Source organism: Rhodococcus sp. Q (assembly GCF_005503035.1).
GTDB lineage: Bacteria > Actinomycetota > Actinomycetes > Mycobacteriales > Mycobacteriaceae > Rhodococcus_G.
In genome coordinates this window covers 1-11999 of the sequence record NZ_SCOY01000035.1, presented here as the reverse complement: position 1 = coordinate 11999, position 11999 = coordinate 1, and the positions used below count along the sequence as shown (strand labels likewise).

14 protein-coding genes are annotated in these 11999 nt (G+C 70.5%); 8 read left to right on the top strand and 6 right to left on the bottom strand.

What is annotated here, in order from left to right; all coding sequences use genetic code 11:
* Positions 1-102: 102 nt before the first annotated feature.
* Together FFS72_RS22445 and cobC are read right to left on the bottom strand one after the other, a co-directional pair.
* Positions 103-1230 (bottom strand): Nif3-like dinuclear metal center hexameric protein, encoded by a 1128-nt coding sequence (locus tag FFS72_RS22445; RefSeq protein WP_137876020.1) that lies wholly within the window; start codon positions 1228-1230, stop codon positions 103-105.
* Complete coding sequence (cobC, locus tag FFS72_RS22440; RefSeq protein ID WP_137876019.1) at positions 1227-2288, bottom strand: Rv2231c family histidinol phosphate aminotransferase CobC; 1062 nt, start codon at positions 2286-2288, stop codon at positions 1227-1229. The genes FFS72_RS22445 and cobC overlap by 4 nt, the downstream gene beginning before the upstream one ends.
* 56 nt (positions 2289-2344) lie before the next feature.
* Between cobC and FFS72_RS22435 the strand changes: the two genes are divergently transcribed.
* The 3 genes from FFS72_RS22435 to FFS72_RS22425 all read left to right on the top strand — a co-directional run bounded on the left by FFS72_RS22435 (position 2345) and on the right by FFS72_RS22425 (position 4460).
* Positions 2345-3004 carry an HAD-IA family hydrolase gene (locus tag FFS72_RS22435; protein ID WP_249353467.1) on the top strand — a complete coding sequence of 220 codons (660 nt, stop codon included), beginning with the start codon at positions 2345-2347 and terminating at the stop codon, positions 3002-3004.
* Complete coding sequence (locus FFS72_RS22430; RefSeq protein ID WP_137876017.1) at positions 2994-3467, top strand: low molecular weight protein-tyrosine-phosphatase; 474 nt, start codon at positions 2994-2996, stop codon at positions 3465-3467. The genes FFS72_RS22435 and FFS72_RS22430 overlap by 11 nt, the downstream gene beginning before the upstream one ends.
* Before the next feature lie 66 nt (positions 3468-3533).
* Positions 3534-4460, top strand: coding sequence for an SURF1 family cytochrome oxidase biogenesis protein (locus FFS72_RS22425; RefSeq protein ID WP_137876016.1), 927 nt, complete (start codon positions 3534-3536; stop codon positions 4458-4460).
* On the opposite strand, the gene FFS72_RS22420 is transcribed toward FFS72_RS22425, so the two are convergent.
* Positions 4442-5401: a cobalamin biosynthesis protein gene (locus FFS72_RS22420; RefSeq protein ID WP_137876015.1), complete on the bottom strand. Its 960-nt coding sequence runs from the start codon at positions 5399-5401 to the stop codon at positions 4442-4444. The two genes, FFS72_RS22425 and FFS72_RS22420, sit on opposite strands and share 19 nt — an antisense overlap.
* A 127-nt stretch (positions 5402-5528) precedes the next feature.
* Here FFS72_RS22420 and FFS72_RS22415 point away from each other — a divergent pair, with 127 nt between their 5' ends.
* Positions 5529-5867, top strand: a complete 339-nt coding sequence (locus FFS72_RS22415; protein WP_249353466.1) for a type II toxin-antitoxin system Phd/YefM family antitoxin — start codon at positions 5529-5531, stop codon at positions 5865-5867.
* A 7-nt stretch (positions 5868-5874) separates the two neighbouring features.
* On the opposite strand, the gene FFS72_RS22410 is transcribed toward FFS72_RS22415, so the two are convergent.
* Positions 5875-6360 (bottom strand): acyltransferase, encoded by a 486-nt coding sequence (locus tag FFS72_RS22410; RefSeq protein ID WP_137876013.1) that lies wholly within the window; start codon positions 6358-6360, stop codon positions 5875-5877.
* 62 nt (positions 6361-6422) lie between these two features.
* On the opposite strand from FFS72_RS22410, the gene FFS72_RS22405 reads away from it, so the two are divergent.
* Both FFS72_RS22405 and FFS72_RS22400 read left to right on the top strand, forming a co-directional pair.
* Positions 6423-7235 (top strand): alpha/beta hydrolase, encoded by an 813-nt coding sequence (locus FFS72_RS22405; RefSeq protein ID WP_137876012.1) that lies wholly within the window; start codon positions 6423-6425, stop codon positions 7233-7235.
* Positions 7236-7675: 440 nt separating this feature from the next.
* Entirely contained in the window at positions 7676-8275 is a 600-nt protein-coding gene (locus FFS72_RS22400) for a CueP family metal-binding protein (RefSeq protein ID WP_137876011.1), read from the top strand.
* A 3-nt stretch (positions 8276-8278) separates the two neighbouring features.
* On the opposite strand, the gene FFS72_RS22395 is transcribed toward FFS72_RS22400, so the two are convergent.
* A complete protein-coding gene (locus FFS72_RS22395) occupies positions 8279-9580 on the bottom strand; it encodes an MFS transporter (protein ID WP_171018787.1) in 1302 nt (433 codons plus the stop codon).
* Between the two features lie 71 nt (positions 9581-9651).
* Here FFS72_RS22395 and FFS72_RS22390 point away from each other — a divergent pair, with 71 nt between their 5' ends.
* Entirely contained in the window at positions 9652-10605 is a 954-nt protein-coding gene (locus tag FFS72_RS22390; protein ID WP_137876009.1) for a GlxA family transcriptional regulator, read from the top strand.
* Between the two features lie 58 nt (positions 10606-10663).
* Complete coding sequence (locus tag FFS72_RS22385; RefSeq protein ID WP_137876008.1) at positions 10664-11140, top strand: SRPBCC domain-containing protein; 477 nt, start codon at positions 10664-10666, stop codon at positions 11138-11140.
* 39 nt (positions 11141-11179) lie between these two features.
* On the opposite strand, the gene FFS72_RS22380 is transcribed toward FFS72_RS22385, so the two are convergent.
* Positions 11180-11647, bottom strand: coding sequence for a hypothetical protein (locus FFS72_RS22380; RefSeq protein WP_137876007.1), 468 nt, complete (start codon positions 11645-11647; stop codon positions 11180-11182).
* Positions 11648-11999: the final 352 nt, after the last annotated feature.

Genomic DNA, 11999 nt, shown 5'->3' with positions numbered 1-11999 from the left:
TCCGCATACGTTACCGCCCCGGCCCTCTCCTCCACCCGGGCGAGGGGAACCCTCGCCCTGCCCAACCCGCGTCCGGTTCCTCTCGCCCCGCGGGAGCGGTGGTCAGAGGCCGAGGGTCCAGGGATCGGTCCGGACCTCGGAGACCACCGTGGACCAGCCGTCGACGTCGGCGAACCGGGCGTCGAGGATGCCGCTCGCCTGCGCACACCACGGCTGCTCGCTGGCCCAGTGCGCGACGTCGACCAGCACCGGACCACCACCGCGCAGATGCTCGTCGGCGGGATGGTGCCGCAGGTCGGCGGTCACGTACACGTCGACGCCGCGCGCGCGTGCCGCGCCGAGCAGGGAATCGCCGGAGCCGCCGCACACCGCGACGGTGCGCACGACGGTGTCGGGGTCGCCTGCGGCCCGCACACCCCACGCGGTTTCGGGCAGTGCGCGGCGGACGCGGGCGGCGAACTCGCGCAGCGTCTCGGGTTCCGGCAGTTCCCCGACCCGGCCGATGCCGAGTGCCGACCCGGTGTCGGCGAGTTCGACGACGTCGAACGCGGGCTCCTCGTACGGGTGCGCGGCGCGTAACGCGGCCAGCACCCGCGACCGCAGCGCCCGGCGTGCGACGACCTCGACGCGGTCCTCGGTGACCTGCTCCACGCGTCCGACCGCTCCGATCGTGGGGGTCGCGCCGTCGCCGGGGAGGAACTGGCCGGTGCCGGTGACCGTCCAGCTGCAGCAGCTGTAGTCGCCGATCTCGCCCGCGCCCGCCGCGAACAGTGCGTCCCGGACCGAGGCGCTGTCGGAGGACGGGACCATGACGACCCACTTGTCGAGCGGTTCCGACGCCGCCTGGTCGAGTGGTCCGGTGACGGTCAAACCAAGTGCCTGCGCGAGCGCGTCGGAGACTCCGGGGTCGGCGGAGTCGGCGTTGGTGTGCGCCGTGTACAGAGCGCAGCCGCCCCGGATCAGCCGGTGCAGCAGGGCACCCTTGGGGGTGTGGGCACCGACGGTGTCGACGCCACGCAGCAGCAGCGGGTGGTGGACGAGCAGCAGCTGCGCCCCCCACGCCAGCGCCTCGTCCACGACGGCGGCCGTCGCGTCCACGGCGATCATCACCCGGTCGACGGAGTCGGCGGGGTCGCCGCAGACGAGGCCGACGGAATCCCAGCTGTGCGCGAGCCGCGGCGGGTACGCCTCCTCGAGCGCCGAGATGACCTCGGACAGCGGAACACTCATGCCAGTACCTCCGTCAGTGCGGTCACCAGGGCGCGAGCCGGTTCGGCTGCGCGGACGGCGACGCGGATGTGGTTCGGGTCGAGCCCGGGGAAGGTGTCGCCGCGACGCACCGCGATCCCCTTCTCCTGCAGCTTCTTTCGGACGAGTTCGCCGTCCGGGACGCGCAGCAGCAGGAACGGCGCCCGCGCCGGACCCACCACCTCCACGCCCGCGGCGGCGAGAAGGCGGAGCATCTCGGCCCGTTCGACCTCGATCTGTCGTGCCTCGCGATCGGCCCACGCGACGGCGTCCGCTTCGCTGCACGCCCTGATCGCCTCGAGTTGCAGGCTGCCGAGCGGCCAGTGCGCGCGACCCTTCTGCATGCGCGCCAGAACGTCGGGGGCGCCGAGCGCGTACCCGCACCGCAGGCCCGCGAGCGCGAACGTCTTGGTCAGCGACCGCAGCACCAGGACGTCGGGCAGTGACCGGCCGGCCAGCGACTCCGGCTCGCCGGGAACCGCGTCGCCGAACGCCTCGTCCACGACCAGGAGGCGTCCGTGTCGGCGGAGGGCGAGGACGTCGGCGGCGGGATGCAGCGTCGACGTCGGGTTGGTCGGGTTGCCGAGCACCACGAGATCGGCGGCGTCGGGGACAGCGGCGCCGCTCAGGCGGTACGGCGGCGCGAGCAGCACCTGCGTGACCGGCACCCTGGCCTCGCGCAGCGCGTACTCGGGTTCGGTGAACGACGGGTGGATCAGCGCCGCCAGCCGCGGCCCGAGCCGCGGCAGCATCGCGAATCCCTCCGCGCCACCGCCGAGCAGCAGCACCTCGTCGGGGTCGCGGCCGTGACGCGCCGCGACCTGCTCGCGGGCGGCGCGCTCGGCCTGCTCGGACGGGTAGCGACCGAGGGTCGGCACCGCCGAGGCGAGGCGTGCCGCGAGCCAGTCCGGTGGTCCATCGCCGCGCACGTTGACGGCGAAGTCGAGCAGTCCGGGTACGGCGTCGACGTCGCCGTGGTGGCGCAGGTCGACGTCGCCCCACCTGTTCGGGTCGACGGCGTCGGATGCTCGGGTGTCCACGATCGGCAGTGTATGGCGGTCGAGCGCAGGACCTGGGAGCCAGGCAGGATGGACGGGTGCGTTCTCCCGCGATCACCCTCTTCGACCTCGACGGCACCCTCACCGACTCCGCGCCCGGCATCGTCACCGGGTTCCGGCACGCGCTCGCCACGGTCGGCGCACCGGAGCCGGACGTCGACCTGACGCAGTTGATCCTCGGACCGCCGATGGCGGACACCCTGCGCACGGTCGGCCTGGACGACGCGGACGCAGAGCGCGCCCTGGCCGCCTACTTCGACCGCTACGACCGGATCGGGTGGGCAGAGAACGAAGTGTTCCCCGGCGTCGCGGACCTACTGACCGGACTGTCCGCGTCGGGGTCGCGGCTGGCGGTCGCGACCAGCAAGTCCGAGCGGTTCGCAGTCCGGATCCTCGATCACTTCGGCCTGTCCGGGCACTTCGAGGTCGTCGCGGGTGCGTCCGCGGACGGCACCCGGCGAGCGAAGGCGGACGTCGTCGAGCACGCGTTGCGCGGGCTCGGTGTCACCCCGGTTCCCGGCGGCACGCCCGATGTCGTGATGGTCGGCGACCGCGTCCACGACGTGCACGGAGCCGCGCACTGGGGTATCCCGACGGTCTTCGTGCACTGGGGTTACGGCGCCGAATCGGAGGCCGACGACGCCGCGTGGTCGGCTCGGACGGTCGGCGAGTTGGGGGCGATCCTGCATGCCCGCTGACGCCACGCTGCACATCACGTTCGTGTGCACCGGCAACATCTGCCGGTCGCCGATGGCGGAGAAGATCCTGCTCGGCCACCTGACCGATGCCGGTCTCGCGGACGTCGTCCGGGTGTCGAGCGCGGGCACCGGCGACTGGCACGTCGGCGACGACGCCGACCACCGGACGACGGCCGTGCTGGCGGCGCACGGCTACCCGGTCGGGCACCGCGCCGCGCAGGTCGGACGCGATCATCTGGGCGCCGACCTCGTGGTCGCGCTCGACACCGGTCACGATCGCGCGCTGGCCCACCTCGGGGTGCCGACCGAACGGCGGCGCCTGCTGCGCAGCTTCGACCCGGACGCCGACGACGATTCGGTTCCCGATCCGTACTACGGCGACAGCGAGGACTTCGAGCTGGTTCGCGAGCAGATCGAGGCCGCCGTTCCGGGCCTGCTGGAGTGGGTTCGCGAACAACTCTGACGGCGGTCGGGTGATCCCGGACACCGACATTTCGGTCTCACCCGGCACGCCCAGTACCGTGGTGGCGTGCGAAGGCTGAAATTTCTGCTGCGTCCGGGCTGGCTCGTGCTCGCCGTCGTCGTGGCGGGTTTCGCCTACATGTGTTTCACCGTCCTCGCACCGTGGCAGCTGGGCAAGAACACCAGCACCGAGCACCGCAACGCGCTGATCGAGGAGTCCGTGAACGCGGAGCCGGTTCCGGTCGAGTCGATCCTGCCCGAGTCGGGTCCGATCGCCGCCAACGACGAGTGGCGGCAGGTGACGGCGACGGGCACCTATCTGCCGGATCACGAGGCACTGGTTCGACTGCGCTCGATCGAGGGCGATCCCGCGTACGAGGTGCTCACGCCGATGCGTCTGACCGGCGGCGAGATCATCCTGATCAACCGCGGGTACGTGCGACCGGTCCAGGGCACCCTCGCGCCGCCGATCGAGGCCGCACCGTCCGGTGAGGTCACCGTCACGGCCCGGGCTCGCGTGTCCGAGGGCACCGTCGCGGGCAAGGACCCGATCATCGAGAACGGTGTCCCCCAGGTGTACTTCCTCGATGCCGGGCAGGTCGGTGACGTGGTCGGTCTGCCGCTGGTCGACGCGTGGTTCCAGTTGCCTGCGGGTGCGCCGGGTGCGCTGAACCCGATTCCGCTTCCCCAGCTCGACGCCGGCCCGTACCTCTCCTACGGACTGCAGTGGCTCGCGTTCGGGATCATGGCCCCGCTGGGTCTGGCGTACTTCGTGCGCGCGGAGATCCGGGAGCGCCGCCGCGAACGCGCGAACACCGTCGTCGTCGCCGACACGGACGCCTCCGAGGTGGAACAGACGCCGGCCGAGACGAACCCCGAGCGGGACGACGTCGTGCTGCCGCGCCGCCGCTTCGGCCGGTCGACGGAGCCGGAGCCGGCCACGCTGACGGCGACCGAGGCCAGGCTCGCCGACCGCTACGGCAAGCGCCGCTGAGCGAGCACCACACAGAGGGCCGCGGTCACCGCGGCACCGGCCTGCACCACCTCGGACAGCCGCGCGACCCGCGCGATGTCCCCCACCCGGGGGGACGGACCGTCCCCGAGGGTGGGGCGCTCCTCGACGCCGTGCGCGTACTCGGTCCGGCCACCGAGCCGCACGCCGAGCGCTCCGGCCATCGACGCCTCCGCGACGCCCGCATTGGGGCTGGGGTGAGCGGACGCGTCACGTCGCCACGCCCGTGCCGACGCGGCGGGGGAACCGCCGACGGCGGGCGCGGAGGCGACGGCGAGCAGTCCGGTCAGCCGCGCGGGGGCGAGGTTCACGACGTCGTCGAGGCGGGCCGCTGCCCAGCCGAAGCGCAGGTAGCGCGGTGACCGGTACCCGATCATCGCGTCGAGGGTGTTGACGGCGCGGTATCCGAGTACGCCGGGCGCCCCGGCGATCGCCGCCCACACCAGAGGCCCGACCGTCGCATCGGACGTGTTCTCGGCGATCGATTCGACCGTGGCGCGGGCGATCCCGGCTTCGTCGAGTGAATTCGGGTCACGTCCGCACAGGGACGGGACGAGTTCGCGCGCACCCGTGAGGTCGTCGGCGCCCAGACGATCGGCCATCTCGTTGCCGACCCGCGCGAGCGACGTTCCGCCGAGCGCGGTCCATGTCGCCGCCGCCACGAGGGCCGTCTCCCCCACCCAGCCGAGCCGGCGGGCCGCGCGGGACGCGACGACCGCACCTCCGACGACGCCACCGACGAGCAGCGCGGTGTGGCAGGCCCCCGCGGCCCGGGAGTCCCGGTAGGTGGTGCGCTCCAGGGCGGCGGCCGCTCGACCGAAACCGGCGACGGGATGTCCGCGCCTCGGGTCGGCGAACACCCGGTCGGCCACGTATCCGAGGGCGATGCCTGCCGCGCGGGCCGAGATCCGGGGTCGAGTCACGGGACCAGTTCTATCAACCCGCACCGTTCACGATTCGTCCGACCGTCGTGTCCTCGTCCCGATTCGGAGGCAGGGGATGCGAAGATGCGCGGCGACAGAATTCGAAAGGCGAACGGAGTCGACAGCGGTGGCGACCACGGTGAAGTCCGCGGGCAAACGCCTGGCGTCCCTCGTCCAGGAGGTCAACTCGGGCACCGTCGCCGTCGAGATCGCCGGGAAGACGGACAGTGCAGTGCTCATCTCGCTCGCGCACTACACCGCGCTGCAGGAGGCCACGTTCCTGCTCCGGTCCCCCGAGCTGATGGCCAGTCTGCGCCGCGAATTGGCCCGCTCGCTTCTCCCGGCGGTCCCCGACCAGCCGCCCGCTGGGGAACCGGCGACGTCGACGGACAAGTGCCGTCGCGGCTCGAAGGCCAAAGCCCGGAAGAAACGTACGAAAAGGAAGAAGAAGAAGAAATCCGCCTGAGCGCGACTCAGGTCCGCACGACCCCGACCGGCAGGTCGCGTACCCGGCGCGCGGGGTTGCCCGCGTAGAGGCCGTTGGGTTCGCAGTCGCGGGTGACGACGGCACCGGCTCCGACGATGCATCCCGGACCGACCGTGACCCCAGGCAGGACGATGGCCCCCGCGCCGATCCAGCTGCCGTCGCCGACGGTGATGGGCAGGTTGCGGACGCGTCCGCCGCGGCCGTCCTCCGGTCCGATGTCGTGGGTGCTGGTGATGAACTTGACGCCGTGGCCCACTGCGACCTGCCTGCCGAGTGTGATGGGCGCGGTGCCGTCGAACAGCACGCCGCGGTTGACGAATGTGCCGACGCCCATCCGAATGTCCTTGCCCCCGAAGTGGCAGCCGGAGTAGATTCCCGCACCCCACACCCGCGCTCCGGCGGCGAGCAGGAGCAGGATCCGTAGCCACACCGGCACGAACGGGGACGACTGGACGATCGTGATGAAGCGCACTGCGTCACGATAGCGACGTCGGCACTCTAGGCTCGACAGGCACCGAGACCGAGGAGACGAAAATGGCGTCCGACCCGATCCCTGTCGTGTTCGTGCACGGACTGTGGATGCACGCGAGCAGTTGGCAGCCGTGGACGGAAGTGTTCGCGTCGCGCGGGTACATCCCGATCGCTCCCGGCTGGCCCGGGGACGGGGAGACGGCCGAGGCGACGCGCGAGAATCCCGACAAGTTGAACGGCGTCGGCATCGCGGAGGTCGCTCGGCACTACCGGACCGTCGTCGAAGCGCTGCCGACGCTTCCCATCCTGGTCGGTCATTCCTTCGGCGGGCTGATCGCGCAGAAGCTCCTCGGCGACGGCCTGGCCCGTGGAGCGGTCGCGATCGCCCCCGCACAGTTCAAGGGTGTGCTCCGCCTCCCGCCCGACCAGGTGCGCAGTGTGATGCCGATCCTGCGGAATCCGCTGCTGCGGAAGAAGACCTGGACGCACACACCGGAGTCGTATCACCGCACGTTCGCGAACGCGATCTCCCGCGAGGAGTCGGACCGGATCTTCGACGCCCACACGATCCCGGCGCCTGCCCGGCCGCTGTTCCAAGCCGCGTTGGCCAACGTCGCGGTCGGCAGTCCCGCCAAGATCGACACCCGCACCGCACGGGGTCCGCTGCTGCTGGTCGCGGGCGGGGCCGACCGCATGACGCCGGAGTCGATCGTCGCGTCCCAGTACAACATTCAGAGGCGCAACACCGGCGCGACCGAGTACTCGGTGCTGCCGGACCGCGGGCATTCGCTGGCCGCGGACGACGGGTGGCGCGAGGTCGCGGACCTGGCGCTGGACTTCCTGGAGCGCCACGACCTGGGAGCCGAGAAGGGCTGACGGCGACGCGACCGCAGCGAGATGTCCTGCGTCGTCCGGATCGGGGCCTGCTCGGTCTGTTGCTCACGGTCGCGGCGGCGCAGTTCCACCAGGAACACGGCGCACACGGTCGCGTAGGCAGCGAGCACACACACCGGGGCAAAGATCAACGTCAGTACTGCGAGGAGCGTCATGGGCACCTCCATGGGCAGAAGACGGACGATCTCGGACGGGTCGGCCGGAGCCTCGGGCGGCTGCTGCTCTGCGAACCCCCTTCACACGAAGGTAGTGAATCGAGGGCCGCCGCCGGTGAATGCAGCGTGAACTGATCTTGTGACATCCCGCACTTCTCCCAGGTCACAAGTGATCCACGTCTCGTTCGAGATGATCCGCGGGCCCGAGGCGGAGTTCGCGGCACACCCCGACAACAGACAAAGCGGACACGCGGCTAGCGTGTGGTCATGGCTCGTTCACCGTTGCGCTCGAAGGCCCTGATCGCTGCTGTCGCCACCGTCGGCGCACTGGCTCTGACGGCATGCTCGTCCACCCCTGCGGATTCGCCCGCCTCCACCTCGCCGGCCACGAATGTGCTTGCGGCGAATAGACTCGACGACCTGAGCGGAAAGGAGTTGATCGAACGACTCGACACCCTTCCCGTGGCGGAGCGGCCCGACGGCCTCGTCGCGTCGGTGCGGCCGGACGAGGTCCTCCTCTCCGAGAACGACGGCCCCGAAACGTCCGTCGCGCTCCCCGACGACGAGTTCTACCTCTCGATCGCCCCCTACGTGAACGACACCCACGACTGCTACTTCCACAGCCTCACCACCTGTCTCGGTGAACTGCGGGACCAGCCGATCCGGGTGACCGCCACGAACGTTGCCGACGGTGCCCTGCTGGCGGACCTGACGAGTCGCACCTACGACAACGGCTTCGTCGGCCTGTGGCTGCCCCGCGGCATCGAGGCCGACGTGGTGGTCGAGTACGAGGGGCGCACCGGCCGGACCACCGTCGGCACCGGCCCGGACGACCCGACCTGCATCACCACCGTCGCCCTCGCGTAAGCCTCACTGCGCGACGGCTTCCCGCCTTCGGCCGACGATCGCGAGAGACATCACCGCCGCGATCGCACACAGTCCACCCGCGACGAAGAACGCGGCGTCGTAGCCGCCGAACCGGTCCCGGACCAGACCCGCGAGGAACGCGACGATGCCCGCACCGATCTGGTGCGACGCCAGGACCCACCCGAACACGATCGGGCTGTCGGCACCGAAGTGCTGACGGCACAGCGCAACCGTCGGCGGCACGGTGGCCACCCAGTCGAGGCCGTAGAAGATGACGAACGCGATCATCGGCGGGTGCACCGACTCCGCGAACAGGATCGGCAGGAACACCAGCGAGATCCCGCGGAGCAGGTAGTAGGTCCCGAGAAGCTTGCGCGCGTCGAAGCGGTCGGTGAACCAGCCCGACGCGATGGTCCCGAGCACGTCGAAGATGCCGATCACCGCGAGCAGGCTCGCCGCGGCGGTGGTGGGCATGCCGTGGTCGTGGGCGGCGGGCACGAAGTGGGTGCCGACGAGTCCGTTGGTGCTGGCGCCGCAGATCGCGAATGTGCCTGCCAGCAGCCAGAACACCCGGGTCCGCGCCGCCGACGCCAGCACCGACAACGCGCGACGCACCGCGCCGCCGGACGCCGCTTGCACCTCGGGCGCGACGAAGTCGGGGCCGGCGCCGTACGGGACGGCGCCGATGTCGGAGGGCCGGTTCCGCAGGAACAGCAACACCAGCGGGACCACCGCGAGTGCAGCGAATGCGACGGTCAACGCCACCACCTGCCACGAGTGCCTCTCGGAGATCATTGCGAGCACGGGCAGGAACACCAGCTGTCCGGCCGCGCCACCCGCGGTGAGGATTCCGGTGACGAGACCCTTCCGGGCGACGAACCAGCGGTCGACGACGGTCGCGACGAATGCCAGTGCCATGGATCCGGTGCCGAGACCGACGAGGACACCCCACAGCAGCACCAGCTGCCACTGCGCGGTCATGAACACCGTCAGCCCGCTGCCCGCCGACACCAGGAGCAGCGCCGCGGTCACGACCCGGCGCATACCGAAGCGTTCCATCAGGGCCGCCGCGAAGGGCGACGTGAGGCCGTACAGGACGAGGTTGATCGACACCGCCGAGGAGATCGATGCCCGCGACCAGCCGAAGTCCTGGTGCAGCGGGTCGATGAGGATCGACGGGGCCGCACGGAATCCGGCCGCGCCGACGAGCGCGAGGAACGCGACCGCGGCGACCGACCAGGCGGGGTGCGGGCGCCGGGAAGTCGGGGCGAAGGTGGGGCGTGGAGGCACGAGCTCGGAGGTCACGGGAATCAGTGTGTGGGTCGTGACCGACGCGAACCAATGGCTTGAATGTCAATGTGTGAAAGAATCGAGCCATGCATCGTGTGGTGGTCCTGGCACTCGACGGGGTGGTGCCCTTCGAACTCGGCATTCCGTCTCGCATCTTCGGCATGGCCGAGGACACGGCGGGTGAGCCCCTGTACGAGGTGCTGACCTGCACCGTCGACGGCGGACCGGTCCGCACGGAAGCCGACTTCACGATCTCGGTCGACCACGGCCCCGAACTGCTCGCCACCGCGGACACCGTGGTCATCCCCGCGACATACCAACTCGGCTCCACCCGGGACGGGCACCTGCCCCCGGAGATGGAGAAGGCTCTGGGGTTCGTCCGCCCCGGCGCCCGCTACGTCTCGATCTGCATCGCGTCGTACGTGCTCGCGGCCGCGGGCCTGCTCGACGGGCTGCGCGCCACCACGCACTGGCGGCACACCGACCACTTCCAGCGCACGTTCCCTGCGGTGCAGGTCGACCCGGACGTGTTGTTCGTCGACGAGGGTCACGTCGTCACCTCGGCGGGCGTCGCCGCCGGACTCGACCTCTGCCTGCACCTCGTCCGCCGTGACCACGGCGCCGACGTCGCGACCCGGGTCGCCAAGCGGTCGGTCGTCCCGGCGTGGCGGGACGGCGGGCAGGCGCAGTTCATCGAACGCCCGGTCCCGGTACATGCCTCGGATTCGACTGCGGCGACCCGCGACTGGGCACTGCAGCGACTCGACGAGCCGCTGCAGCTTTCCCGTCTCGCCCGACATGCCAACATGAGTGTGCGGACGTTCACGCGCCGGTTCGCCGACGAGGTCGGGACGACGCCGACCCAGTGGCTCATCACTCGCCGCGTCGACCGCGCCCGGCAACTCCTCGAGACCACCGACCTGTCCATCGACATCATCGCCGCCGATGTCGGTTTCGGCACGGCGACCTCCCTGCGGCAGCACATGGCGACGCAGCTCGGTGTGCCGCCGTCCGCCTACCGCAAGACCTTTCGCGCCTGACGTGAGACACGGTCGGACGGGGCTGGTCACCGCGCCCTCGGAGGTGAATCCTGGAACCATGTCGGACCACAGCACCCTCACCGAGCTCTCGTTCACCGTCTCGGGCCACGTTTCGCGACCCACAGCAGAGACCTACGAGGCGGTCGCCGACCCCGATCAGTTGTCGCAGTACTTCACCACCGGCGGCGCGCGCGGACGCCTCGAATCGGGCGCGGACGTCACCTGGGACTTCGCGGACTTCCCGGGCGCCTTCCCCGTGACGGTGGTCGCCGCGGAACAGCCGCACCGCATCGTCATCGAATGGGCGGGAACCGCAACCACATCCGAGTCCGGCACGACCACCACCACGTTCGAGTTCGAGCCCGTCGACGATGACACCCGGACCCGGGTCACCATCACCGAGTCGTCCTGGCAGCCGACCAACGAGGGCGCGACGAGCGCCTTCGGCAACTGCCAGGGATGGACCGGGATGCTCGCCGCACTCAAGGTGTGGGTCGAGCACGGCATCAACCTGCGGGACGGCTTCTACAAGTGAACCCGGCCGAAGGGTGGAACGACGAAGGGCCGCAGGCGCTTACTGGTCCGCCTCGAGCTGGTCCAGGATGAACTGAACCGCCTCCGGCTTGTGGGCGAACAGGTACTCACCTGCCTGTGCGACGTACCAGTCACCGCACTTCACCGTGCTGGCGGATTCGACTCCGGACTGCCACCAACTTGCCGACAGTGACGGCGGGCGGACATCGGAGCCGTCGATCTCGGCGCACCCCGGGTGGTCCAGGGCCTCGGTACTGCTCTTCATCCTGAGGATCCGTTCGTCACCCGTGGTTCTGACGATCTCGTCGATGGCGGTCGCGTTGGGGGGTACCCAGTCGGGCAGGACTTGCCGTCCGTCGGTGGCGGTGGAGAAGGAGTGGGTCTCCGTCTTCTTGTATGCCTTGCTGTCGTCGAAGCGGTCGACGTTGCATGCTGTCGCCGCGAGCATCACGCCGAGGAGCAGGGACGATGCGGCGATGCTGCCTTTGATTCGCTTGGTGTTGATCACTACCTCAACCTACGAGCGACGGTGCGCCACTCGCGTCGCACGGCAGGATGATTCTTCTCCCGCCGCGTCATGCCGGAGACGGACATCGGGCCGCGAGCGGGTCGCACTCCATCCACGAGGGAATCGACCCCCGGCCACCGGAATTCGCACTCTCGTACACCATCTAAAATCGATGCCACGGCGAGCCTGCCAGATCCGGTTTCTGGCCTTGTACCACCGCCGTCGAGGACTGATGAGGATACGACTCGGCGACAGCCGGAGCCCCCAGCGTCGGGACGCGGACGCTCCCGCGACCCCGCGACGTTGGCCCGAACCGCCATCCGCGGTCCCATCGAGCGGCACCCCCCGGCCC